This window comes from Streptomyces sp. NBC_01190 (assembly GCF_045039895.1).
Lineage (GTDB): Bacteria > Actinomycetota > Actinomycetes > Streptomycetales > Streptomycetaceae > Actinacidiphila.
On record NZ_CP108580.1, the window covers coordinates 841,374 to 864,387 of the forward strand.

Below are 23,014 nucleotides of genomic sequence, written 5' to 3' on the forward strand. Positions count from 1 at the left end.
CTCCGTGATGATCGCGGCCTCGTTGCAGTCCCCGAGGCTACGGCACGGGTCCGGCCGGCTGGCAGGGCACGTGTTCGAAGAGGCGGGTGACGGCGCCGGTCACACGTCGAAGGGGCCGATGGGGCCGAGCGCCAGCGTCACGGTGATCCGCTTGCCGACCGGCTCGCGGCGTACGTCGAAGCCGTCGGCGACCGCGAAGACGATCTCCAGGCCGTGCTGGCCGATCCGGCCCGGCTCGGCGGCGCGGGCGATCGGCAGCGCGGTGTTGGTGTCCCAGACGGTGATCTCCAGCAGCGGGCCGCGGATCTCCAGGTTGAGCGCGCAGGGCCCGGGGGCGTACTTGAAGGCGTTGGTGATCAACTCGCTGACCACGAGCTGGGCGTCGGCGTCGGCCCGCTCGGGAACGTGGACGCCGTGCGCGGTACGGGCCCGCTCCAGGAATCCGGCGGCGAAGGAACGCGCCTCGGCGATGGCCCCCGTCTGCCCGTCGTACGCGGCTCCCGCCCAGATGCCCGCACCCGTCGGCCCACGTCGGTTACGGCCGGTCGCCATCGCTGTTTCCATCTCCGCAGCCCCTGTCCGGTCGCCAGGTACGACCGATCGACCGTGTACCCGCCCGTTCCACCTTTACACCACCCGCCGCGCCACCCGTTCAACCATCGCGTCCGGGCTCCGGGCGACCCGAACATTCGTGCATACTTCCGCCATGCCGACGCAAGATGAATCCCCCCAGGGCGGCCCGGCCGCCGGTTCCGTGCCCGTGGTGACGGCGCGGGGCGATCTTGACATCGATAACCTCGGGCCGCTGCGGCGGGCCCTGGAAACGGCGGCCCAAGGGCCCGTGGTGGTCCTCGACGCCTCCGATGTCAGCTTCGCCGACTCCAGCTTCCTGTCCGTGCTGCTCAGCGTGCGCCAGTTGACCGATCTGCGGGTCGCCGGCTCCTCCCCACAGGTGCTGCGGCTGCTGGGGATCACCGGCGCGGACCGGATCATCCCCCTGTACCCGACCGTCTCCGAGGCCACGCAGGCGGCCCCCGCCGGGCCGATCGGCTGACCGGGCCCGCACCGCCGGTGCGGCCGGTGCGGGCGCTCCACGGTCCGGCCGTGACGTCATCCGTCCCTGCGCCCGCTCGGGCCGGTGACGGAGCGCTTGCGGGCGGACCGGCGCCTGATGGCCCGCCGTTCGTCCTCCGTGGTACCTCCCCACACCCCGCTGGTGTCGCCGGCGGCGAGCGCGTCGCTCAGACACCGCTCCCGCACCGGGCACCTCGCGCAGACCCCCATGGCCTGTCGGGTCTGGAGTTTGGCCGGGCCGGACTGGCCCACGGGGAAGAAGAGTTCGGGGTCTTCGGTACGGCAGGCAGCCTTTTGTTGCCAGCTCACGGGGAACACCGCCTTATATCGGTGGTTACGGAGAAACGGGGCGCGGTCCTCGGCGCCGTATCGTGGCGCCTGCCCGCTCAGGCGCCCGGTCAACGTGGCGATCCGTGAAGAGGTTCGGCAAAGGATGGGGAGAACCGTGCGGAAGACACAGGACATCACGACGGGCCGGGAGTTGGACCGGCGGCGCGTCGGCCGCTCGGCCTGGGGCCTGTACCGGGAGACGCGCAGGCCGGGCGCGCCGGGGCTGCTGCGCCGGCTGCTGGCCACCCCGCGGCTGATCGGCTCGGTGCTGCGCCGGGACTACCCCGGGCTGTCCCGGGGCAAGCTGCTGCTCCTCGGGCTGCTCGCGGCGGTCTACATCGTGTCGCCGCTGGACGCGATCCCCGACTTCATCCCGGTACTCGGCTGGACCGACGACGGGGCGGTCGCGCTGTGGTTCCTGACCGGGATCGTCCGCGAGTCGGGCAGGTACGTGGAGTGGGAGTCCGGACAACGGCGTTGAGCCCCGGGGCGCACCGGCCGGCCGGTGCGCCCCGGCGCCTGTGTGCCGTCCGGTGGCGGCCGGTGGCTACCGCTGGTTGTTGTTGCCGCGGGGCAGCGGGGCCGAGGTGCCCAGGAAGAAGGCGTCGATGCGCTGCACCGCCTGGAGGAAGTCGTCCAGGTTGACCGGCTTGGTGACGTAGGCGTTGGCGTGCTTCTGGTAGGCGTCGGTGATGTCGTCCGGCGCCGCGGACGTGGTGAGCACGACCAGCGGGATGGAGCCCAGGTTCTCGTCGTCCCGCAGCACGGCGAGCAGCTCCCGGCCGTTCATCCGCGGCATGTTGAGGTCGAGCACGATCAGGTCGGGACGCTCGGACTCGGGGTCCCGCAGATGTTCCAGCGCCTCGAGACCGTCCGCCACATGAGTGAGTGACCTGGCCACCCCGCCCTCGCTCAACGCGTCCTCGATGAGCAGGGCGTCGGCCGGGTCGTCCTCCACCAGCAGGACGCGGTAGGAACGGGGCGGCTCGTTGAGGGCGTTCATGGGTGGCTCCTGGTCGCGGTGGACACGGTTCCCACGGCGTGCGGATCCGAGCGCGGCGTGGGGCGGGGTGCGCAGCGAATCCTAGGGAGGATTCGGCCCGGGCGACAACACGAGTTGTCACCCGGGCCTTGGCTCGCGCCGCGGTCAGAAGGCTCCGACGGCGAGCAGGACGCCGCACACGGTCAGCGCGCAGCCGAGCGCCGCGTTGAGGGCGGTCGTGGTCCGGTGCGGTCCGGCGCCCCCGGCGGGGGCGTCGGTCGCGGCCAGCCGGCCGCGCGGATACTGGCCGCGCGCCACCCGGCCGCTGAACAGCACGAAGAACACACCCCACAGCGCCAGCAGCACTCCCAGGGTCGTCCGCATGGGGCCTCCTTCTCAAGCTTCTCAAGCTTCTCAAGCTTCCCGAGCCTCTCAAGGCCCGCCCGCGCCCGGGGAAGGGGTTCGGCGCGGGCGAGCGGCAGTCATTCGCCTTGCCGCTCGCCGTACCGCCAAACCGGCCGCCCGCACCGCACGTCAGGACGCGTCGGTGCGCGGGAAGACGTACTCGTCGAGGACGATGCCGAGCGCCACCGCGGCCGGGATGGCGACCAGGCCGCCGATGATGCCGAGCAGTGACCCGCCCATCAGCACCGCGACCACCGTCACCACCGGGTGGACGTTCACCGCGAACTTCATCGCCCGCGGCATGATCAGATAGTCCTCGGCGATCCGGAAGCCGATGTAGAAGCCGGCCGTGGCGACCGCCACCGGCAGGGACACCGCGAGCGCCACCAGGCTGACCACCACTCCCCCGATGGTCGAGCCGATCACCGGCACCATGTCCATCAGCGCCACGAAGAAGCCGAGCGCGGCGGGGTAGGGCACACCGATCACCTCGCACCACACGAAGGTGGCCGCGCCGGCGATCGCCGAGGTCACGAGGTTGCCGAGCATGAAGCGGCCGACCCGGCTCAGGATCTCCTCGGTGACCATCTCCACTCTGGAGCGCCGGGTGCCGGGAACGAAGCGGTAGCCGAACCGTTTGATGGCGGGCAACGCGGCCATCACATAAAGAGTGACGGTGATGACGATGACGGTCGAGGTGACGGCGCTGATCACCACCTGCCCGGCGCCGAGCACCCCGCCGGCCACCGCCGAGGCTCCGCCGGAGCCGAGTTGCGCCTGCACCTTCTCGATGAGGTGGTAATGGTCCTCCAGCCGGCCCAGCGTGGAGCGGTGGTCGTGGAGTTGGTCGCGCCAGCGCGGCACCGCGTCGGTGAGCGCGTTGACCGCGGCGACGACCGGCGGGATGACCAGGGCGAGGAAGCCGGCGAGCAGGCCGGCGAACGCGACCAGCACCGCCGCGACCGACAGACCGCGCCGCAGGCCCAGCCGGCAGAGCAGCGCCACGACGGGCTCCAGGCTGACCGCGATGAAGAAGGCCAGCAGCAGCAGCGTCAGCAGCGCGCTGATCTGAAGCACGGTGTGCACCACCAGCCAGGCCAGGATCGCCCCGAGCCCGATGCCGAAGCCGACCCGGAACCACGAGGAGCGCTGCCCGCCGGGCGGCGCGGGCGGCCTGCGCGCCCAGCGTCCCGCCGGCCGCGCCGCGCCCCCGCCGGTCTCCCCCGGCTGCTGGGCGCTCTCGCCGGGGTGGGTCGTGGCGGCCGTCACGGTGGCGGCCGTGGCGGCCGGCGCGGCGGTCCGCCGGCCGGGGTCCGTGGCGGGCTCCGGTACGTCCTCGGCCGCGCTGGGGCGTGGTGCGGTGCCGGCCGGTGTGTCGGACATGGCGGTGTCTCCTCGCGACGGTGGTCCTGGTGGGCCGGTTCCGCGATGCGGGCCCCGAGGGTCCCGCGCCGCCGGCATGGTGTCGCATCGCGTGTACCCGCACCAACGGTGATGATTCGGTCCGCGTCACCGGGTACCGCCGGTCGGCCGATACCCTCTGCGTACATCCGCGCTTCCGCCGCCCGCAAAAGGTGTTGGCCGCCGGTTCGGGCCCGGAACAGCCGGATTTCTCCTTTCCTGGCATTCCCCGGGCGCGACCTGGACGAGCGATCGGTGGTCCAACAGATGTCAGGGGGAGGGGACCAGGTGTCACCCATCGCTTCGGCCGGGTGCCGGGCGGGGTCGGCCCGGCGCGCGTCCGTGGTCACGGCGGTCGCGCTGTCCGCGGCCGCGCTGTTCACGGTCGCGCTGAGTCCGGCCACGGCGTACGCCGAACCGCCGCGAGCCACGGCGTGGATCTACGCGTTCGCGCACTTCGCCGCCACGCCGGCGGCCACCGACTACGACCACCGCACGGTGACCCTGACCGGTCTGCTGCTGCGGCGCCCCGTCGAGGGCGGTCCCGACCGGCCCGCGCCCGCCGCGGCGGTGGAGCTCGTCGAGTCGGCGGGCGCCACGGCGCCGGACGGCGGCGGCACCTCGCTCGGCACGGTCACCACCGACGCGGACGGCCGGTTCCGGCTGGCGGGCGCCCGGGTGGATCCGGTGGCCGACGGGACGGCGGGTCCTGCCACGGTCGAGATCCGCGCCGTCCACCACGGCGACGACCCGACCCCGACGGACGGGGACGGGACCGGCGGGCAGGGCGGCACGGGCGGGCAGGCCACCGGAGGAGACGGCACCGGCGCGGGCGCGCCGGCAACCGACGCCGACGACCCCGACGACCCTGACGACCCTGACGACACGGTGCAGGCGCGGCTGACGGTGACCGCCACGCGGAGCAGGGCGCTGCTGGCCGTCGACTACCGACTGGGCGGCGTCTCGGCGGCGGGCCGGAAGGTGACCGCGACGGGCAGTCTCCACCGTGACAGCCCGCCGGGGCCGCGGCCCGTCGCCGGCGCCACGGTACGGATCGAGTACCGCGCCGCCGCCGCGCCGCCGCTGGTCGAGGAGGCCCACACGGGCGCCGACGGCCGCTTCTCGGTGGCGATCTCGGTGACCGCCGACGGCGTGATCAGTGCCGGGGTCGGCGGGACCGCCGACCCCTACCTCGACTATCCCGGCTCCCCTGGCTCCCCTGGCTCCCCCGGCTCCCCCCGCGACCCGGCCGGCCCCGGCACCGACCCCCTCAGCCGGCGGATCGAGGTGGCGCCGCCCCTCCCGTCGGCCACGGTGAGCCCGACCATGGCCGCCGCGGTGTCGGACGCCCCGCCCGCGCCCGCCACGGCGGCCACCCGCCCGCCGTCCGGGGCCCGTACCTGGTATCCGGCGGCAACGGCTCGACCGAAGCCCGTACGCTCGGCCGACATGCCCAATACCCTGGCCGTGACGGGCGACCGGACGCCTCGGCCGGCCTTCCTCATCGGCGGCAGTACCCTGCTCCTCGCGGGGTTGCTGCTGACCGTCGCGCGACGGCGGATGACCTCCCGATAGCCCCGGCGCCCCGTCGAACAGCCGGCTCGCCGGGGGGCGGACCCGAGGGTCCGCCGACCCGGCGACAGGAGTCGCCGCGCGGGGCGGTGACGGATGGGGGGCGACATGAAGCCGCTGGAGGCGGGCGATCCGACATCGGTCGGACAGGGCCGGTACCGGCTGGTCGGACGGCTCGGCCAGGGCGGCATGGGGGTGGTCTACTTCGGCCGTTCGCAGTCCGGACGGGCGGTGGCGGTCAAAGTGGTACGGCCCGAGCTGAGTACCGAACCGGGGTTCCGGCGCCGCTTCGCCGACGAGGTGGCCGCCGCCCGCCGGGTCGGCGGTTTCCACACCGCGCCGGTCGTCGACGCCGACCCGGACGGCGAACCGGCCTGGCTGGTCACCGCGTTCGTGCCCGGTCCCACCTTGCAGGCGGTGCTCCAGACGGTCGGGGCGCTGCCGCTCGACACCGTCTCGGTGCTCGCCGCCGGCCTCGCCGAGGCGCTGGAGGCGATCCACCGGGTCGGCGTGATGCACCGCGATCTGAAGCCGGCCAACATCATCGTGGCCGAGGACGGCCCCCGGGTGATCGACTTCGGGATCGCCCGGGCCCTGGACGGCACCGCGCTGACCCAGACGGGGTTGCAGATCGGTACCCCGGGCTATCTCGCGCCCGAGCAGCTCACCGGTGGCGCGGTGACCCCGGCGGTGGACATGTTCGCGCTGGGCGTGGTGCTGAGCCAGGCCACCGGCGCCTTTCCGTTCGGCGACGGTCCTTCGGCGGCCCGGCACTACCGGGTGGTCCACGAGGAGCCCGATCTCGCGGGCGTGCCCGAGCGCTTGCGCCCGCTCATCGGCGCCTGCCTGGCCAAGGACCCGGCCGACCGGCCGACCCCGGCGCGGTTCCTGGCCCGGCTGACCGTACGGGACCTGCCGGACGGCGCCTGGCTCCCGGAAGCGGCGACGGCGATGCTGCGACGGGTCGAGCCGCCGCCCGCGACGGCGGCGGGGGCCGAACCGGCCGCCGGGTGGGCCGAGTCGCCCTTCACTCCCCCGCCGGCCGCCGGACCCTCCGGCGCGGCCGCCGCGCCGCCCGCAACCGACCACCCCGACACGGTCAAGGCGGGTCCGCCGGGCCCGACCCACTCGCAAGCCCCGGACACACCGCCCGGTTCCGCCGACCCCCGGCCGCAGGCCGACCCCTTCACCGGCGACCACCCCCGGACGGTCAGGGCCGAGGCCCCGCTCCCCCCGGCGCCGTCAGCCGCGCCGCCCGCGTATCCGGCCACCCCCGCGACCGCTCCGGCGGGCGGCGGCTTCGGACCGCCCGCGGCGCCCTCCGGGGCCGCCGCCGGGCCGCGGCGGGCCGGCGGCCGGCGGCGTACCGCGCTGATCGCGGTGGCCGCGCTTGTGGTGGCCGGTTCGGCCGCCGGGCTGCTGGCCACCCAGCCCTGGTCGGGCGGTCACCACCACAACGGCACCAGCAGCGGTGGCAACGCGGCGCACAGCGCCTCCACCGGCGCGAGCGGCTCGGCGAAGGCCGCGGGACCGGCGCCGCTGTCGACCGGTCCTCTGCTGGTCCGGGAGACCATCGCCGGGAAGACGCCGGGCCACTGCGGCCAGGTGATCGGCGTCCGCGACCCGGACTCCGACGTCCTGCGCCAGTTGACGTCGGGCGACGACTGCGACCGGCTCCCCGCGTGGGCGCCCGACCACAAGTCCTTCGCCTTCGTCCGGGGCTCCGGCGCGGATCTGGCGGTGTGGATTGAGAAGACCGACGGCACCGGGCACGTCGACAACACCGGCGGCTCCGGACCGCGCAAGCTCGCCGCCATCTCCGGCGGCCGGGTCTCCTGGTCGCCGGACGGCAGCAGACTCGCGCTCCTGCGCAAAGCGGACAACGGGGTGCAGCAGTTGTACGTCCTGACGCTCGCCGACGGCTCGGCGCGCCAGATCACCTCGGGCGCCCGCCTGGTGGACGACCCGGCGTGGTCGCCGGACGGCTCGAAGATCGCGGTCTGCGTCGAGACGTCACCGGGCCTGTCGCAGATCCATCTGGTCGACCCGGACGATCCGGGCGCCGCGCCCCGGCAGATCACCCACCAGCGGCAGAAGGCGAAGGATCCGGCGTGGTCGCCGGACGGAAAACACTTCGCGTACACCTTCGCGGGGGGCAGTACGCAAGGAGATATTCACCTTATCGCCGTGGACGGTACCGGCGATCGCCCGCTGGCGGCCACCGGGGATCTGGAAATGGACCCGACGTGGTCCCCCGACGGCCAATGGGTGGCCTATGTGCGGGGGCCGGTCGACGCGCCCGCCGTGTGGGCGGTCCGGGCCGACGGCACCGGAGCCCGCAAGCTCACGACCGGCGACGTTCCCGAAGGCCATCCCTCGTGGCGGTGACCGGAACCGGCCGCGGAAACGGTCCGGAACCACCCGGCGCAGGCCCGGGACCGGCCACGTAACCTCATCCGCGATCATCGGCAATAAGGAATTCACACGGCAGCCAGTTTCGGCTGCTCCTATCGCGGCTAACCCGCTGGTCAAGGGGGTCCGTAAATTTCCCGCCAGCGCGGGACGGCGATAGGTGCGGGTTATGAGCGAACTGCGTGTGCTGTCGGTCTACGAAGGCTTCTTTTCCGGCGGGGCCCGAATTCTGCACAGCGACATGATCCTCGGTCTGCACGGCGGTGCGCAGGAGCACGCGGTGCTGAGCATTCACGGCGAGATGCACCGGGAGGCCACCCGGCAGCGGATGGAGGACGATGCCTGTTACCGCTCGCTGACCGGCGCGGGAATCCCGGTCACCGCGCTGCGCGGCGGCGCCGTCGCACCTGTCGGACCGGTCGGCGTCGGCGCTGCCGGTGCCATCGGCGCGGAAGAGCCCTTCGGCGGCGTGCCGCCGGAGCTGTTCAGCGCCACCGAACTGGCGGCCACCGCCCGCGCGACGGCCGCCGCCGACGTGGTGCTGTCCCTCAAGGAGCAGCCGCTGGCGCTGCTCAACCAGGCCGGTCTCCCGCTGCGCCCGGTCGTGGTCTGCCTGCACCGGTCCGACCCGGAGAACCAGGGGGCCGCCCTCGACGCCCTGCGGGCCGCGATCGAGGCGGGACGGGTGCGGGCGGGCGTGTGCTGCGCGGAGTCGACCCGCGCGGCGTACGCGGCGGCCGGCATCCCCGCGGAGCTGCTGCATGTCATCCCCAACGGGGTGGACCTGCTGCGCTTCCGCCCCGACCCGGCGCGGCGGGCCGCTCGGCGGGCGGCGCTCGGCGTGGCGGCGCAGGCCCCGGTGGTGGTCTTCGCCGCCCGGTACGCCGAGATGAAGAACGTACCGCTGTTCCTGCGGGCCGCCCGGCAGTTCCTGCGGCAGGAACCGCACGGCCATGTGCTGATGTGCGGCGCCGGCATGACCGGGGACAACCCCGGGCTGCGCGCCGACATCGAGGCGGCGCTCGGCGACGAGCCGTGGCTCGCCGAGCGGATGTCGCTGCTCGGGGTGCGGTACGACATGGAGGCGATCTACGCCGCCGCCGATGTGGTGTCGCTGACCTCGTCCTCGGGTGAGGCGGCGCCGCTCTGCCTGATCGAGGGCATGATGTGCGGCGCCGTGCCGGTGACCACGGATGTGGGCGACAGCGCGGCGCTGGTGGCCGGGCGCGGTCTGGTCACCCCGCCGGAGCCGGTGGCGATCGCGGCGGCCTGGAGCGAGGCGGCGGGCCGCGCGGCCGAGTTCGCCCCGGCTCTTGAGCTGAGCCGCGAGCGGTTCAGCCGCACCCGGATGATCGCCGCCTACGGCACGCTGATCGAGCAGGTGCACCACGGCCTGGTCCCGGCGCCGGCCCCGCTTCCCGAGCCGTTCTGATCCCGGCCGGACACCGCCCTTCCGGCCGCCGGAGGCTTCCGCGCCGCCCGTGCCGCCCGCGCCGTTCATCGACGGCCGGGCGGTACGGGGTGGGCGGCGCGGGTGGCCGGCGTGCGGCCTATCCGCCCCGGCGGTGGTGGCCGGCGGGGAGGTCGTACAGCTCCCGGTAGCAGGGGAAGTCACCGCCGGGGCCGGAGACGCTGTCCGCCGCGAGCACGGCGTGCAGGACGGCGCGGGTCAGGGTGTCGGCGCCGGCGGCGAGGATCTCGTCGACCGCGGCTGACTCCGTAGCGGGTGACTCCGTAGGTCCTGACCACCCGCCCCGCCGGTCCGGCGCGCCCGCGGGGAGGAGCGGGCGGCGCCCGGTGGCCAGGGCGAAGACGGTGTCACCGTCGGCGAGCAGATGCACCGGCCGTACCGCGCGGGCCAGCCCGTCGTGGGCCGATCCGGCCAGCCGCCGGGCGTGCGGACGGGCCAGCGCGGCGTCCGTCGCGACCACGGCGAGCGTGGTGTTGAGGGCGGGCGGCGGCGCGGCTGCGAGGCGGGTCCGGGCGCGCGCGGCGGTGGCGGGCGTCGGCGGGCCGCCGTCGAGCCCGAACTCGGCGGCCCAGCCGGGCCTGACGCCCCACAGCGTCCCGGTGTCGGGATCCACCACGGACCCGGCCGCGTTGACCACGGCGAGGGCGGCCACCGTGGCGCCCGACGACAGCACCCAACTGGCGGTCCCCACCCCGCCCTTCAGACCGCCGGCCACCGCTCCGGTGCCGGCGCCGACACAGCCCTGCGGGACGGCGGCGCCCTCCGCCGCGGCGACCGCGGCGGCGACCGCGGCGCGGCCCGTCTCCGGCCCCGGCCGGGCGTCCCACCGGCCGCCCCGGCCGAGATCGAAGAGGGCCGCCGCGGGCACCACCGGCACCACCCGGCCCGGTCCGCCGACCGGGAAGCCGCGGCCCCGCTCCTCGAGCCAGCCGACCACTCCGGAGGCCGCGTCGAGCCCGAAGGCGCTGCCGCCGGTGAGCACCACGGCCTCGATCCGCTCGACCAGATCGCCCGGGTCGAGCGCGTCGGTCTCCCGGGTGGCGGGGGCGCCGCCGCGTACGTCGACGGCGGCGACCACGCCGCCCTCGGGCGCCAGCACCACGGTGACCCCGGTCAGCCAGCCGTCACCGCGCCGCCCGGCGTGACCGACCCGCAGTCCGCCGACATCGGTCAGCGCGTTCGCCGCCCCCGGCCGTCCCGATCCGCTCACCTGTCCCCCTCCCGTCCCGCCGCGACAACCCCTCGATCGCCTCAGGGCCGTAGCTCCGAGCGGGCGGCGGCGTCCTCGCCCGCCTCCAGCAGGTTGGCGGCGGCGCCGACGATCCGCGGGTCGGGGGCGCCGACGACGTCCAGATCCTTGTCGTCGTAGTCGAAGCGGTCCAGCACGCTGCGCATCGCCTCCACCCTGGCCCGCTTCTTGTCGTTGCTCTTCACCACCGTCCACGGGGCGTACTCGGTGTCGGTCTCATGGAACATCGCCACCTTCGCCTCGGTGTAGCGGTCCCACAGATCGAGCGAGGCCAGGTCCATGGGGCTGAGCTTCCACTGCCGTACCGGGTCGACCTGGCGGATGGTGAACCGGGTGCGCTGCTCGTTGCGGGAGACCGAGAACCAGAACTTGACCAGGTGCACGCCGTCGTCCACCAGCATCCGCTCGAAGGCGGGCGCCTGCCGCATGAAGCGGTGGTACTCGTCGTCCGAGCAGAAGCCCATCACCCGCTCCACACCGGCCCGGTTGTACCAGGAGCGGTCGAAGAGCACGATCTCGCCGGCGGTCGGCAGATGCGCCACGTACCGCTGGAAGTACCACTGCCCGCTCTCCCGCTCGGTGGGCTTCTCCAGTGCGACGACCCGCGCGCCGCGCGGATTGAGGTGCTCGATGAACCGCTTGATGGTGCCGCCCTTGCCGGCCGCGTCCCGTCCCTCGAAGACGATGACCAGCCGCTGCCCGGTCTCCTTGACCCAGCTCTGCAGCTTGAGCAGCTCTATCTGCTGGAGCCGCTTGTGGTGTTCGTACTCCGGCCGCTCCATCCGCGCGTCGTACGGATAGTTCTCCCGCCAGGTGTCGATGACGCTGCCGTCCGGGCGGATCAGCACCGGGTCGTCCTGGTCGGTGTAGTCCACCTTCATTCCCTCCAGCAGGGGGTACCCCTGGGAGGTGGTGCTCGTCGTCATCGTTCGCCCGCCCGCCTTCCGTCGCCGCGTACTGCCTACGTGTGGCCTGGTGGGCCTAGTGGAACTGAGGGATGATCAGATACAGCCCGTAGAGCACCGCGGCGGCGCACACCAGAAAACACGCACCCGCACTGACCTGCTGAAACGTACCATTCCCGCCGTGCGCGCGAGCCGTGTCACGTTCGGCCAGCGTGCGCACCCCGAGAGCGAACATGGCCACCACGGCGATGGTGGCGCCGATACTCACCAGGGCGACATCCCCCAGTGACCCCCACGCGATGCTCATACGGATCCTCCTGCCCTCGTCACGGCTTGTCTCCCCTGACCTGGTCGACCTTGTCGGTATCGGCGGTATTAGTGGTATCGGTATCGGTATCGGCGGTGTCGGCGGTGTCGGCGGCGCCTGGCGGATCAGGTGCCCGCCCCGGCGCGTTCCGGCTCGGTGGGCGTGGCGTCCGGGGTGTTGTTGACGTTCTCGGCGTCCACCGGGTGGCGGCGGGACAGCACCACGATCACCAGCGCGACGGCGAGCGCCGCCAGGGCGATCAGTACGGTGCCGAGGGTGCCGCCGTGCACCACGCCGCCGGCCGCGAGCGCGCCGACCGCCGCGGCGGCGGGCAGCGTCACCAGCCAGGCGAGCGCCATCCGTCCCGCGGTGCCCCAGCGGACCTCGGCGAGCCTGCGGCCGACCCCCGCGCCGAGGATGCCGCCCGCGCAGACCTGGGTGGTGGAGAGCGGGAAGCCGAGCTTGGCCGAGGTCAGGATCACCGAGGTGGCCGCCGACTCGGCCGCGAAGCCCTGCGGCGACTGGATGTCCACGATGCCTTTGCCCATGGTGCGGATGATCCGCCAGCCGCCGAGATAGGTGCCGGTGGCGATGGCCAGTCCCGAGGTGAGGATCACCCACAGGGGCGGCCCGGCGTTCTTGCCGAGCGCGCCGCAGGAGATCAGCGCGAGGGTGATGATGCCCATGGTCTTCTGCGCGTCGTTGGTGCCGTGCGCCAGCGAGACCAGGGAGGCCGAGGCGAGCTGCCCGGACCTGAAGCCCTTGGTGACGGTGTCCTTGGGAGCCCGCTGGGTGAAACGGTAGGCGAGATAGGTGGCCCCTATCGCGGCCAGACCCGCGACGATCGGCGAGGCGACCGCGGGGATCAGGATCTTCTCCACGACCTTGTCGAAGTTGACGCCCTCGCGTCCCGCGCCGACCCACACCGCGCCGATCAGCCCGCCGAAGAGGGCATGGGTCGAACTGGACGGCAGTCCCACCAGCCAGGTGGCCAGGTTCCACAGGATGGCTCCCACCAGCCCGGCGAAGATCATGCCCGGGGTGACCACGGCGTCGTCGACGATGCCGCCCGAGATCGTCTTGGCCACCTCGGTGGAGAGGAACGCGCCGGCCAGGTTGAGCACCCCGCTGATCAGTACCGCGACCTTGGGTCTCAGGGCGCCGGTCGCGATCGACGTGGCCATCGCGTTGGCCGTGTCATGGAAACCGTTGGTGAAGTCGAAGGCCAGAGCCGTGACGATGACCAAAGCCACAATGAAGGTGATGTGGTCCATCGCACCAGGTAAGCAGTGGCAGGCGTCCTAACGGGGAAGGACACGTGAAGGTCGGGTACGCGCTGGCGAACCGCCGTCGGGCGACCCGCCGCCCGGCCCCGGCGGCGGATCGCCGGACGGGCCGAGCCGGCGCCACTGCGCCTCCGGCGCGGACAGCAGCCGGGCGATCCGGGCCGCGGACGGCAGCGGTCCGTGGTCGCCCGCGACGCGCAGCGCGGCGCCCGCGGTGAGATGGGCGAGCCGCAGCGCCCGGTCCGGCGGCTCCGCCCGGTACAGGCCGGCCAGGAACCCGGCGGCGAAGGCGTCGCCCGCGCCGACGGGTTCGACCACCCTCGTACGGAGGGCGGGCACGGTGTGCGGTGTCGGTCCGTCGTAGACGGTGGCCGCCGTCGCGCCGTCCTTGACCACGAGCAGTCGCGGTCCCGGCAGGAGCGTACGGATGTCGCCGGGTGCGGCGACCGCGGCGCCCCACAGGGCCTGGGCCTCGTCGAGGCCGACGAAGACCAGGTCGGCGCGGTCCGCGAGGTCGCGCAGCACCTCGGCCGCGCCGCCGTCGGACCAGAGGGCGGGCCGGTGGTTGACGTCGAAGCTCACCGGGTGCGGGCCGCGCAGCGCCGCTTCGACCAGGTCCCGGCAGGACGGGGAGAGCGCGGCGGTGATGCCGGTCAGGTGCAGCAGCGACGCGTCGCGCACGGCGGCGCCGGTCAGCGCCTCCGGGCCGAGGGCGGCGGCGGCCGAGCCCCGCCGGTAGTAGTGGACCCGGGTGGCGGCGGTCCCCGGGTCCTTGACGAGCAGTCCGGTCGGCCGGGACGGATCGGTACGGACGCCGCTCACGTCCACCCCCGGCGCGGCCACCTCGGCCAGCACCCGCCGCCCGAACGGATCGTCGCCGAGCGCGGACACCCAGCGCACCGGCACCCGGTGGTCGGCGAGGTACATCGCCACGTTCGACTCGGCCCCGGCCACCGCGATCGACAGTGCCTCGGCGGCGACGAGTGGTCCGACCGGCTCGGGCACGAGCGCGGCCATGGTCTCGCCGACGCAGACGACCGGCCCTTCGGCGAGCCGGATCACCGCTCGCTCCCGCCCGCGCCGACGTCCCGCACGGCGGCGAGGAAGGTCCGCGCCCTGGTCCGCAGCGCGGCCAGGTCACCGCCGTCCGCGGCGTCCCCGAGCAGCGGGGAGCCGACGCCGACGGCGGTGGCGCCCGCGGCGAGATAGGCCCGGGCGGCGTCCGCGTCCACACCGCCGACGGGGACGAAGGGGAGCGTGGGGAAGGGTCCGCGCAGGGCCCGCAGGTAGCCGGGGCCGCCGGCCTGCTCGGCGGGGAAGATCTTCAGCGCGGTCGCGCCCATCCGCCGGGCGGTCAGCACGTCCGTCGGCGTCATCACCCCGGCGAGTACCGGAAGGCCCAACGCACGGGCGGCGCCGACCCCTTCGCCGAGCGCGGGGGTGACCACGAAGTCCGCCCCGGCCAGGTGCGCGGCGCGCGCGTCGTCCGCGCTGAGCACGGTGCCCGCGCCGAGCGGGGCGCCGGCGCCCAGCGCGGTACGGGCCCGGGCTATCACGTCCAGCGCGCCGGCCCCGCTGAGCGAGACCTCGACCAGGGCGACGCCCTCGGCCACGAGGGCGAGCACCGCCCGGTAGGCGGCGTCCGGTTCGCTGCCGCGCACGATCGCGACGAGCCGGTGGGTACGCAGCGCGGCCAACAGGTCCATGTGCGGGCTCCTTTCCGATGAGCCGGGGCGGGCGGCTGGGCCCGGCCCCGGGAGGTGACGCGAGCGGTGACGGTGTGACGACGGGCTACACCGGACGGCGGGCGGGCGACCGGGGCCGGGGAGCCCGCGCCTCGTCCGTCGCGGGCGGGGTCGCGGGATCGTCGGTTGATATGGGGCAGTGGATACGGGCCCGGCCGGCCGTTTCGCCCGGCGGTCAGTCACGGCGACGCGGTGACGGTCAGGCGCCAGCGGACCTCGCCGCCGGCCGGCACCCGCGCGCAGTCCTCGTCGGTGGCCGCGCCCAGGTCGAAAGCGCGGCCGAGCATGGGTTCGACACCGATCGAGCGATAGGGGGCCGGTTCGGGGAAACCGCGGAGGTTGCGCCACAGGGCGACGGAGACGGGCTGGCCGGGGGCTTCGAGAGTGAACGCCAGCATGTCGGGGCCGTCGTGGACGGTCGCCGTCGAGGTCGCCATGATCGCGCCGAGCGCCGTGCCGTCGTCCGGGCCGAGCAGGTCGAAGCGGGTCACGGTTGCGGCGCCTCCACCCACCGGGCCGCCGCTCGTGGGCCCGCCACCCGCTGACCCGCCACCCACCGGGCCGCCGCCCGTGGGACCGCCGCCCAGCGGCCTCCCGCCCGCCGGCTCTTCTCCGGCGCGCGGCCAGGCGAACGGCGTCCACCGCGCGCCGCCGTCCGGGTAGCAGCGGCCCGGCGCGCCCTCGGCGATGGCGATCCGCCCCCGCGGGGAGACATCGAGCAGCGCGTGCGCCGCCCACAGGAAGCGGTAGCCGGGGTCGGCGGTCAGCCGGTAGTCGGCGACCGCCCGGCCGGGTTCCGTGGTGATGCGGCGGGTGAGGTGGAAGTCCGGGCAGCGCACGGAGGCGGTGTCGCCCCGCGCGGTCCACCGGCGGGACCAGGCGTCGCCGTGGTCCGGGATGCCCCGGACGGTGGGCACGCACTCCTCCAGGCCGCCCGCGTCGGCGAAGTCGTCACCCGGCCGCGCGCCCGCCCTGCGCGGCTCCTCGCGCCGCCACAGCCACTCCCGGGTCCCGGCCCGCAGCGAGGTCCAGCGGCCGCCGTGGGCGGGGTCGGTGGTGATCCGCACCTCCGGTGGACGGCTTTGCGCCCTCTCCGGCGTCCGGCTCACCATTCGGCGAAGGAGCCGTCGTCGTGCCGCCAGACCGGGTTGCGCCAGGCGTGCCCGGTGCGGTCGGCGGCCCGGACGGCGTTCTCGTCGACGGTGACACCGAGTCCCGGCAGCGCGGTGCGATGGGCGTGGCCGTCGGTGAAGCGGAAGGGCTCGGGGTCGAGGAGGTAGGAGAGCAGATCGGCGTCCTTGTTGTAGTGGATGCCGAGGCTCTGTTCCTGGATGAGGAAGTTGGGTGTGCAGAAGGCCACTTGGAGGCTGGCGGCGAGCGAGATGGGGCCGAGCGGGCAGTGCGGGGCGAGTTGGGCGCCGAAGGTGTCGGCGAGCGCCGCGATCCGGGTGACCTCGGTGATGCCGCCGGCGTGCGACAGATCGGGCTGGGCGACGGCGATGCCGGCGCTGAGCACCGGCAGGAACTCACCCCGCCCGTAGAGCCGTTCACCGGTGGCGAGCGGTACGGGGGTGTTGGCGGCGAGCGACGCGGTGAGGTGGCCGTGTTCGGGCAGCAGCGGCTCCTCGACGAAGAGCGGGTGCAGCGGGGCTATCGCGTGCAGGACCCGGCGGGCGCCGGCCGGGCTGAAGCGGCCGTGGAAGTCGACCGCGACATCGCGGTCGGGGCCGAGCACCTCCCGGGCGGCGGCCACCCGGGCCACCACGGCGGCGGTGCCGGCCGGCGTGGTGAGCGCGTCGGTGCGGCCCGCCGCGTTCATCTTGACCGCGGTGAAGCCGGCTTCGATCTGGGCGCCGATCTCCTCGGTCAGCCGGGCCGGTTCGTCGCCGCCGACCCAGGCGTAGACGCGTACGGTGTCGCGGACCGGGCCGCCGAGCAGCGCGTGCACGGGCGCGCCGTACGCCTTTCCCGCGATGTCCCACAGCGCGTGGTCGAGGCCGGCCACCGCGCTGGAGAGCACCGGGCCGCCCCGGTAGAAGCCGCCCTTGGTGAGCACCTGCCAGTGGTCCTGGATCCGCAACGGGTCCTGGCCGACGAGGTATTCGGCGAGCACCTCGACGGCGGCGCGCACCACTTCCGCGCGGCCCTCGACGACGGGTTCGCCCCAGCCGACCAGCCCCTCGTCGGTCTCGATCCGGCAGAAGAGCCAGCGGGGCGGTACCAGGAAGGTCTCGACGCGGACGATCTTCACCGGGCGTCCTCCGCCGGGGAGTCGGCGCCGTGCACCAGGTCCAGGTCGCGTACGGCCTGGTCGAGCAGGGCCCGCATGGCGCGCTCGGCCGCGTCCTGGTCCTGGTCGCGGACCGCGTCGAGGACGGCGCGGTGGCTGGGCACCGGGTCCTCGCCGTGCGGTGAGCTGTGCACGATCTGGTCGCGGTGGGCGAGTCCCGATTCGATGACCATCTCCATGCGTTCGAGCAGTTCGTTGTGGGTGGCGGCGAGCAGCGCGCGGTGGAAGGCGAGGTCGGCCTCGACGGCGTGCGCGGGGCCGCCGTCCTGCCGGCTCATCGCGGTGAGCGCCGCGTCGAGCGCGGTCAGGTCGTCCTCGGTGCGGCGGACGGCGGCGAGCCGGACCGCGGCGGGCTCGATGATGCCGCGCACCTCGCCGAGGTTGCGCAGCACCGCCAGGTCGGCGCCGGCCGCGGTGCCGCCGGCGAACTGCCAGCGCAGCACGTCCGCGTCGAGCAGGTTCCAGTCGGCGCGGGCCCGCACGAAGGTGCCGCGTTTCTGCCGGGCGTCGACCATGCCCTTGGCCGCGAGGACCTTCAGGGACTCCCGCAGGGCGGTCAGGCTGACGTCCAACTCGGCCTGGAGCGCCGGGAGATCGAGTGTGGCGCCCTCGGGGATCGCACCGCTCAGCACCCGGCGCGCGAGGGTCTCCACGGTCTGGCCGTGCACGCCGCGGCGCGCGTATGGCGTCATGTCGTTCTGCCTCTCTCGGGTCGGCCGGCATGTCGGTCGGCATGCCGGGTGGGGCGGGCGCCGATCACGCGGAGGCCTTGACGACGCTCCAGCCGCCGTCCACGAGCAGGCTCGCCCCGGTGATGTACGACGCCTCGGGCGCGGCCAGGAAGGCGATGGCGGCGGCGGCCTCCTCGGGTCTGCCGAAGCGGCGGGCGGCGGTCTCGGCGACGCTCTTGTCCCGGTCCGGCTGCGGCACGCGGTCCCAGGCGGCGGTGAGGATGGGTCCTGGCAGGACGGCGTTGACGCGGACCTCGGGGCCGTATTCGACGGCGAGTTGTCCGCACAGCGAGAGCAGCGCCCCTTTGGAGGCGGCGTAGGCCGGGTGGCCGGGGATGCCCTTGTGGGCGTGCACGGAGGAGGTGAGGACGATCGCGCCGCGGCGCTCGCGCAGGTCGGGCAGGAGCGCTTTGACGCCGAGGAAGCCGCCGGTGAGGTTGACCGCGAGCTGCCGTTCCCAGGAGGCGAGGGTCGTCTCGTGGGCCGGTCTGACATCGACGGTGTAGGCGTTGCTGATCAGCACGTCGACCGGTCCGAGGGTGTGGGCCCGCGCGACGATCCGGTCCCAGTCGCCGGCCGAGGAGACGTCGGCGGCGACGAACACGGCGTCGCCGCCCCGCTCGCGGATCCCCGCCGCGACGTCCTGCCCCGCGGCCTCGGCGATATCGGCGAGGACCACGCGGGCGCCCTCGTCGGCGAGGCGCCGCGCGGTGGCGGCGCCGATCCCGGAGGCGGCGCCGGTGACGACGGCCACCTGTCCGGCGAATCGGGCGGCGGTGACATTCATGGGGCGGGTCGACTCCTCGGGGTGCGGTGGTGTCGCGACTCTAGTGACGTGATGGGGGCGGGTTCGCCAATCGCCTTACTCCGTTGGCTCATTGCCGGAGCAGGGTGACCAACTCGGCGTCGTGGGCGGCGGTCCAGGTCAACGGCAGTCCGTAGTGCAGCAGATGGGCGCCGCTGTACTGGGTTCCGGTGCTGTCGTCCGTGTAGCGGGCGGCCGGGTCGAGGCCGCGCAGCCGCAGCCGGGCGGCGCGGCCGGGGACGAGCGGCGCGCCGTCGAGCCGGCCGGTGCTCCAGGCGGCGACCACGACCCGGTCACCGTCCGGCGCGTCGTACTGCACCCCGCAGGTGGGGTCGACGGGTGCGCCGAGCAGCCGGGCCTCGCCGTGGTGGACGACGTCCCGTACCTGCTTGTAGCGGGCCACCCAGCCAGCCGCTTCGGCGCGTTGGGCGGCGGTCCAGTGCCGCAGGTCGGCGCCGATGCCGAGGACACCGGCCGCGGCGAGCACGAAGCGGAAGGCGAGCGAGCGGGGCCGCGGGTCGAAGACGCCGGGGGCGTCGGTGACCCAGCTGCTCATGGTGTGCGCGGCGTGGGCGTGCAGATAGCCGTACTGGACGGCGAGCCGGTCGAGCGGCGCGGTGTTGTCGCTCGGCCACACCACGTCGGTACGGGCCAGGGTGGCGTGTTCGATCCGGCCGCCGCCGCCCGCGCAGCCCTCGACGGTGACGTGCGGGTGCCGGTTCCGCAGATGGTCGAGGACCCGCAGATAGCCGGCCACATGGTCGGCGTCGAGGTCCTGTTCCCCGGCCGGCGCGCCGCCGGGGCGGCCGCGTTCGGTGGGCGGGCGGTTCATGTCCCACTTGAGGTAGTCGACGGCGTGCTCGGTGAGCAGCCGGTCCAGGGTGCCGATGACGAAGTCCTGGACGTCCGCCCGGCCGAGGTCGAGCAGGAGCTGTTCGCGGACGAGGGTCGCCGGGCGGCCGTCGATCCGGTAGACCCAGTCGGGGTGTTCGGCGTGGAGCCGGGAGGCGGGGCTGATCGCCTCGGGCTCGACCCACAGGCCGAAGTCCATGCCCTTGGCCCGGATCTGGGCGATGAACTCGTCGAACCCGCCGGGTCCGCCCGTTCCGCCGGGGAAGGCGGCGGGGTCGGGGTGCCAGTCGCCGAGGCCGCCCTTCTCGTCGTGGCGGCCGGTGAACCAGCCGTCGTCCACGACGAAGAGCTCGGCGCCCAGGTCCGCGGCGATCGAGGCGAGTTCGAGCTGCGCGCCGGCCTCGACGCCGAAGCCGGTGGCCTCCCAGGAGTTGTAGAGGACCTTGCGGGTGCGGTGCAGCCGTTCGCCGGCGAGCGCGCGCTCGTAGCGGTGCCAGGCCCGGGACAGCCCGTCGAGTCCTTCGGTGCTCGACACGCAGGCGAGCCGCGGGGTGGTGAGGGCGGCTCCTGGCCGCAGCAGGGCGGCTCCCTCGTGCGGGACACGGCCGGCCCGGATCCGCACCGCGCCGCCGGGTTCCGCGTCGGCGGTGAGGTGCCAGTTGCCCGACCACTCGAGGGCGACGCCGTAGGCGGGCCCGTCGTGCTCGGCGGCGTCGGCGGCGTCCTGCACGGCGAGCCAGGGCGCGTAGGCGTGGCCGGGCACGCCCTGGGTCGAGGACATCTCGAACCGGCCGCGGGTGAGGTCGAGTTGGTGGCGCTGGAACTCCTGTGACCACTGTCCGGCCAGGTAGGTCAGCCGGGCGCCGCCGGTCACGGGCACGTTGACGGCGGCCGAGTCGAGGGTCTCCAGGCGCAGGTCCTCGGTGCCGGCGTTGCGGAGTTCGGTCCAGCGCAGTACGACGTCGGTGCCGGGCACGGTCCGATAGCACAGGGTGGTGCGCAGGCCGGTCGGCCCGTCGGTGAACTCCAGCCGCAGCGCGGTGTCCCCGTCGTGGTCGGCGCCGGTGAAGGTCCACCACAGGCCGCGTTCGCCGCCGGGGCGGCGGACGGTGAGGTCGGCGCCGGTGAACGGCCGCAGTCCGGTGGGGAGGTACTCGGCGGGGGCCGCGTCCGCGGGGGTGATGAAGTGGGTCCGGCGCGACGGGTCGAGCGGCGAGGGTCCGGTCTCGGCGCCGTGCGGGCCCCAGGCGGCGAGTTCCGCCCAGCGGCCGTCGCCGGCGAGCCGGACCGCGTACACCGTGTGCTCGGTGCGCAGCAGCCAGGGACCGGGCGCGGTCTCCTCGCGGGCGGGGGTCACTTGACGGCTCCGAGGTTGAGTCCGGCCACGAAGTGCCGCTGGAACCGGAGGAAGACGAGGACGGTCGGGGCGGCGGCGATCACCGAACCGGCGGCGATGACGTTCCACTGGGAGACGTACTGCCCCTGGAGTCCCAGCAGTGACGCGGTGATCGGCATCTTGGTGTCCGAGCGCAGTACGGTGATCGCCCACAGCAGGTCATTGAAGATCCAGGTGAAGGCGAGCGCGGTGAGGGCGGCGAGGGCGGGCCTGGCGAGCGGCAGGATGACGCGGGTGTAGATCTGCCAGGGCCCGGCGCCGTCGATGACGGCGGCCTGCTGGATCTCCGCCGGGATGGCCCGCATGAAGCCGTGCAGCACGAAGACGTAGAAGCCGACGCCGAAGCCGACCTGCACGCCGATCAGGGCGTACAGCGAGTCGTAGATGCCGAGTTGCTCGCTGAGCTTGGAGACCGGGATGAGCAGGATCTGCGGTGGCAGCAGGTTTCCGCTGAGCATCAGCAGCAGCAGCACCCGGCGGAAGGGCACGTCGTAGCGGCTGAGCGCGAAGGCGGCCATGGAGGCGAGCAGCAGCGAGATCAGCACGGTCGGCACCGAGACGATCAGGCTGTTGATCAGGGCCTGTCGCTGGCCGCCGGCCACCCACGCCTGGCGGAAGCCGCCGAGGGTGAAGGAGTGCGGGGCGCTGCCGAGACCGTGGCCGGCGATGTCGTCGAAGGAGCGGGTGGCGGTGATCAGGACGACGGCGATCGGCACCAGCCACAGCGCCGAGAGCAGCCCGGCGCCGGTGTGGAAGGCGACGGTGCCCCAGACCCGGCGCCGGACCCGCGGGGCGCGGGCCGGGGTCGGCGGCCGGGTGTCGGCTGCCGTGCCGGTCCGCTGGGTGGCGGTGTGGGTGACGCTCATCAGTCGGCCTCCTTGAACGCCCGGATCAGATAGGACGCGATGACACCGAAGGCCAGTACGAAGATGACGACGGCGAGCGCGGAGCCGTAGCCGAGCCGCAGCGACTGGAAGGCGGTGGAGTACATGTAGGTGCTGAGCAGCTCCGAGGAGTGGTAGGGGCCGCCGCGGGTGAGGGCCCAGACCACGTCGAAGGAGCGCAGGCTGTCGATGATGATCACCGACAGGACGACGGCGTTGACGCTGCGGAGCTGCGGCAGGGTGATGTGCCGGAACTGCTGCCACCGGCCGGCGCCGTCGACCCTCGCGGCCTCGTAGAGCGCCGGGTCGATGCCCTTGAGGCCGGCCAGGTAGAGCACCATCACGTAGCCGATCTGGCGCCACAGGGCGGGGACGATGACCGCGTAGAGCGCGGTGTCCTGGTCGGCGAGCCAGGGGTGGGTGAGGCTGCCGAGTCCCACACCGGACAAGGTCTTGTCGATCAGCCCGTCGGGCTGGTACATCGCCTGCCACACCAGGGCGGTGGCGGTGAGCGAGAAGACCACCGGCAGGAAGAGCGCGGCCCGGTAGAAGCCGACGCCGCGGCGCTCCTGCTGGAGCAGCAGCGCCGCCCCGAGGCCGAGGAGCGCCGAGAGGCCGCCGAACAGGGCCAGCCACAGCACGGTGTCGAGCATCGCGGTGTGGAAGACGCTGTCGTGGACCATCTCCCGGTAGTTGGCGAGGCCGATGAAGCGCGGCGGGGAGATGCCGTCCCATTTGGTGAGGGACAGATAGAAGCCCTGGAGGGCCGGCCAGAACACCCAGAAGCCCTCGGCGAGCAGGGGGATCAGGACGAAGGCGAGCACCACCGGCGGCATCCGGGTGGCCTGTTTGCCGCCCGCCGCCCCGGCATGTCCGCCGCGCCGGGCGCGCCGCCGGGCGGCGGTGAGTACCGCCAT

The 23,014-nt window shown here is 74.1% G+C and carries 23 protein-coding genes; 5 read left to right on the forward strand and 18 right to left on the reverse strand.

From position 1 onward, the window contains the following. Positions 1 to 99 precede the first annotated feature (99 nt). A complete protein-coding gene (locus OG519_RS03635; RefSeq protein ID WP_405578555.1) occupies positions 100 to 552 on the reverse strand; it encodes an ATP-binding protein in 453 nt (150 codons plus the stop codon). A gap of 154 nt (positions 553 to 706) precedes the next feature. Here OG519_RS03635 and OG519_RS03640 point away from each other — a divergent pair, with 154 nt between their 5' ends. After that, entirely contained in the window at positions 707 to 1,054 is a 348-nt protein-coding gene (locus tag OG519_RS03640) for an STAS domain-containing protein (RefSeq protein ID WP_405578558.1), read from the forward strand. A 56-nt stretch (positions 1,055 to 1,110) separates the two neighbouring features. Here OG519_RS03640 and OG519_RS03645 read toward each other — a convergent pair whose 3' ends face one another. Further along, positions 1,111 to 1,383, reverse strand: coding sequence for a WhiB family transcriptional regulator (locus OG519_RS03645; protein WP_405578561.1), 273 nt, complete (start codon positions 1,381 to 1,383; stop codon positions 1,111 to 1,113). A gap of 136 nt (positions 1,384 to 1,519) precedes the next feature. Between OG519_RS03645 and OG519_RS03650 the strand changes: the two genes are divergently transcribed. Then, the gene (locus tag OG519_RS03650) at positions 1,520 to 1,885 is read left to right on the forward strand and encodes a YkvA family protein (RefSeq protein ID WP_405578564.1); all 366 of its coding nucleotides are present in this window, start codon (positions 1,520 to 1,522) and stop codon (positions 1,883 to 1,885) included. Positions 1,886 to 1,951: 66 nt separating this feature from the next. On the opposite strand, the gene OG519_RS03655 is transcribed toward OG519_RS03650, so the two are convergent. The 3 genes from OG519_RS03655 to OG519_RS03665 form a co-directional block, all read right to left on the reverse strand. Beyond that, positions 1,952 to 2,407 (reverse strand): response regulator, encoded by a 456-nt coding sequence (locus tag OG519_RS03655; RefSeq protein ID WP_405578566.1) that lies wholly within the window; start codon positions 2,405 to 2,407, stop codon positions 1,952 to 1,954. Between the two features lie 144 nt (positions 2,408 to 2,551). After that, a complete protein-coding gene (locus tag OG519_RS03660) occupies positions 2,552 to 2,770 on the reverse strand; it encodes a hypothetical protein (protein WP_405578569.1) in 219 nt (72 codons plus the stop codon). A 150-nt stretch (positions 2,771 to 2,920) separates the two neighbouring features. Continuing rightward, positions 2,921 to 4,174 (reverse strand): AI-2E family transporter, encoded by a 1,254-nt coding sequence (locus OG519_RS03665; RefSeq protein ID WP_405578571.1) that lies wholly within the window; start codon positions 4,172 to 4,174, stop codon positions 2,921 to 2,923. 306 nt (positions 4,175 to 4,480) lie between these two features. Between OG519_RS03665 and OG519_RS03670 the strand changes: the two genes are divergently transcribed. The 3 genes from OG519_RS03670 to OG519_RS03680 all read left to right on the forward strand — a co-directional run bounded on the left by OG519_RS03670 (position 4,481) and on the right by OG519_RS03680 (position 9,608). Next, positions 4,481 to 5,767, forward strand: coding sequence for a hypothetical protein (locus OG519_RS03670; RefSeq protein ID WP_405578572.1), 1,287 nt, complete (start codon positions 4,481 to 4,483; stop codon positions 5,765 to 5,767). A 105-nt stretch (positions 5,768 to 5,872) separates the two neighbouring features. Next, the gene (locus OG519_RS03675) at positions 5,873 to 8,152 is read left to right on the forward strand and encodes a protein kinase domain-containing protein (protein WP_405578574.1); all 2,280 of its coding nucleotides are present in this window, start codon (positions 5,873 to 5,875) and stop codon (positions 8,150 to 8,152) included. Between the two features lie 208 nt (positions 8,153 to 8,360). Next, positions 8,361 to 9,608 carry a glycosyltransferase gene (locus tag OG519_RS03680; RefSeq protein WP_405592440.1) on the forward strand — a complete coding sequence of 416 codons (1,248 nt, stop codon included), beginning with the start codon at positions 8,361 to 8,363 and terminating at the stop codon, positions 9,606 to 9,608. A gap of 118 nt (positions 9,609 to 9,726) precedes the next feature. Here the strand turns inward: OG519_RS03680 and OG519_RS03685 are convergent, their stop codons facing one another. The 13 genes from OG519_RS03685 to OG519_RS03745 all read right to left on the reverse strand — a co-directional run bounded on the left by OG519_RS03685 (position 9,727) and on the right by OG519_RS03745 (position 23,014). Then, complete coding sequence (locus OG519_RS03685; RefSeq protein ID WP_405578577.1) at positions 9,727 to 10,857, reverse strand: P1 family peptidase; 1,131 nt, start codon at positions 10,855 to 10,857, stop codon at positions 9,727 to 9,729. A gap of 41 nt (positions 10,858 to 10,898) precedes the next feature. Beyond that, positions 10,899 to 11,822 (reverse strand): polyphosphate kinase 2, encoded by a 924-nt coding sequence (gene ppk2, locus OG519_RS03690; protein WP_405578580.1) that lies wholly within the window; start codon positions 11,820 to 11,822, stop codon positions 10,899 to 10,901. 55 nt (positions 11,823 to 11,877) lie between these two features. Then, positions 11,878 to 12,108: a hypothetical protein gene (locus tag OG519_RS03695; RefSeq protein ID WP_405578583.1), complete on the reverse strand. Its 231-nt coding sequence runs from the start codon at positions 12,106 to 12,108 to the stop codon at positions 11,878 to 11,880. A 125-nt stretch (positions 12,109 to 12,233) separates the two neighbouring features. Beyond that, the gene (locus OG519_RS03700; RefSeq protein WP_405578585.1) at positions 12,234 to 13,382 is read right to left on the reverse strand and encodes an anion permease; all 1,149 of its coding nucleotides are present in this window, start codon (positions 13,380 to 13,382) and stop codon (positions 12,234 to 12,236) included. 27 nt (positions 13,383 to 13,409) lie between these two features. After that, entirely contained in the window at positions 13,410 to 14,456 is a 1,047-nt protein-coding gene (locus tag OG519_RS03705) for a sugar kinase (RefSeq protein WP_405578587.1), read from the reverse strand. Then, positions 14,453 to 15,100, reverse strand: coding sequence for a bifunctional 4-hydroxy-2-oxoglutarate aldolase/2-dehydro-3-deoxy-phosphogluconate aldolase (locus OG519_RS03710; RefSeq protein ID WP_405578589.1), 648 nt, complete (start codon positions 15,098 to 15,100; stop codon positions 14,453 to 14,455). Before OG519_RS03710 ends, OG519_RS03705 begins: the two co-directional genes overlap by 4 nt. A gap of 218 nt (positions 15,101 to 15,318) precedes the next feature. After that, complete coding sequence (locus tag OG519_RS03715) at positions 15,319 to 16,251, reverse strand: hypothetical protein (protein ID WP_405578591.1); 933 nt, start codon at positions 16,249 to 16,251, stop codon at positions 15,319 to 15,321. Continuing rightward, the gene (gene dgoD / locus OG519_RS03720) at positions 16,245 to 17,390 is read right to left on the reverse strand and encodes a galactonate dehydratase (protein ID WP_405578594.1); all 1,146 of its coding nucleotides are present in this window, start codon (positions 17,388 to 17,390) and stop codon (positions 16,245 to 16,247) included. Before dgoD ends, OG519_RS03715 begins: the two co-directional genes overlap by 7 nt. Then, entirely contained in the window at positions 17,387 to 18,121 is a 735-nt protein-coding gene (locus tag OG519_RS03725; protein ID WP_405578597.1) for a FadR/GntR family transcriptional regulator, read from the reverse strand. The genes dgoD and OG519_RS03725 overlap by 4 nt, the downstream gene beginning before the upstream one ends. A 64-nt stretch (positions 18,122 to 18,185) precedes the next feature. Further along, on the reverse strand, positions 18,186 to 18,947 hold the full coding sequence (locus OG519_RS03730; RefSeq protein WP_405578599.1) for an SDR family NAD(P)-dependent oxidoreductase: 762 nt from the start codon (positions 18,945 to 18,947) through the stop codon (positions 18,186 to 18,188). Positions 18,948 to 19,035: 88 nt separating this feature from the next. Then, positions 19,036 to 21,174 carry an alpha-galactosidase gene (locus OG519_RS03735; protein ID WP_405578602.1) on the reverse strand — a complete coding sequence of 713 codons (2,139 nt, stop codon included), beginning with the start codon at positions 21,172 to 21,174 and terminating at the stop codon, positions 19,036 to 19,038. After that, complete coding sequence (locus OG519_RS03740; protein WP_405578605.1) at positions 21,171 to 22,079, reverse strand: carbohydrate ABC transporter permease; 909 nt, start codon at positions 22,077 to 22,079, stop codon at positions 21,171 to 21,173. Before OG519_RS03740 ends, OG519_RS03735 begins: the two co-directional genes overlap by 4 nt. Continuing rightward, the gene (locus tag OG519_RS03745) at positions 22,079 to 23,014 is read right to left on the reverse strand and encodes a carbohydrate ABC transporter permease (RefSeq protein WP_405578607.1); all 936 of its coding nucleotides are present in this window, start codon (positions 23,012 to 23,014) and stop codon (positions 22,079 to 22,081) included. The genes OG519_RS03740 and OG519_RS03745 overlap by 1 nt, the downstream gene beginning before the upstream one ends.

Bases quoted from the DNA above. Each gene is read 5' to 3' on its own strand.
- OG519_RS03725 (WP_405578597.1), bottom strand. From the start codon at position 18,121: ATGACGCCATACGCGCGCCGCGGCGTGCACGGCCAGACCGTGGAGACC.
- OG519_RS03745 (WP_405578607.1), bottom strand. From the start codon at position 23,014: ATGGCGGTACTCACCGCCGCCCGGCGGCGCGCCCGGCGCGGCGGACAT.
- OG519_RS03665 (WP_405578571.1), bottom strand. From the start codon at position 4,174: ATGTCCGACACACCGGCCGGCACCGCACCACGCCCCAGCGCGGCCGAG.
- OG519_RS03660 (WP_405578569.1), bottom strand. From the start codon at position 2,770: ATGCGGACGACCCTGGGAGTGCTGCTGGCGCTGTGGGGTGTGTTCTTC.
- OG519_RS03700 (WP_405578585.1), bottom strand. From the start codon at position 13,382: ATGGACCACATCACCTTCATTGTGGCTTTGGTCATCGTCACGGCTCTG.
- OG519_RS03640 (WP_405578558.1), top strand. From the start codon at position 707: ATGCCGACGCAAGATGAATCCCCCCAGGGCGGCCCGGCCGCCGGTTCC.
- OG519_RS03695 (WP_405578583.1), bottom strand. From the start codon at position 12,108: ATGAGCATCGCGTGGGGGTCACTGGGGGATGTCGCCCTGGTGAGTATC.
- OG519_RS03715 (WP_405578591.1), bottom strand. From the start codon at position 16,251: ATGGTGAGCCGGACGCCGGAGAGGGCGCAAAGCCGTCCACCGGAGGTG.
- OG519_RS03740 (WP_405578605.1), bottom strand. From the start codon at position 22,079: ATGAGCGTCACCCACACCGCCACCCAGCGGACCGGCACGGCAGCCGAC.
- OG519_RS03655 (WP_405578566.1), bottom strand. From the start codon at position 2,407: ATGAACGCCCTCAACGAGCCGCCCCGTTCCTACCGCGTCCTGCTGGTG.
- ppk2 (WP_405578580.1), bottom strand. From the start codon at position 11,822: ATGACGACGAGCACCACCTCCCAGGGGTACCCCCTGCTGGAGGGAATG.
- OG519_RS03730 (WP_405578599.1), bottom strand. From the start codon at position 18,947: ATGAATGTCACCGCCGCCCGATTCGCCGGACAGGTGGCCGTCGTCACC.
- OG519_RS03710 (WP_405578589.1), bottom strand. From the start codon at position 15,100: ATGGACCTGTTGGCCGCGCTGCGTACCCACCGGCTCGTCGCGATCGTG.
- OG519_RS03635 (WP_405578555.1), bottom strand. From the start codon at position 552: ATGGCGACCGGCCGTAACCGACGTGGGCCGACGGGTGCGGGCATCTGG.
- OG519_RS03675 (WP_405578574.1), top strand. From the start codon at position 5,873: ATGAAGCCGCTGGAGGCGGGCGATCCGACATCGGTCGGACAGGGCCGG.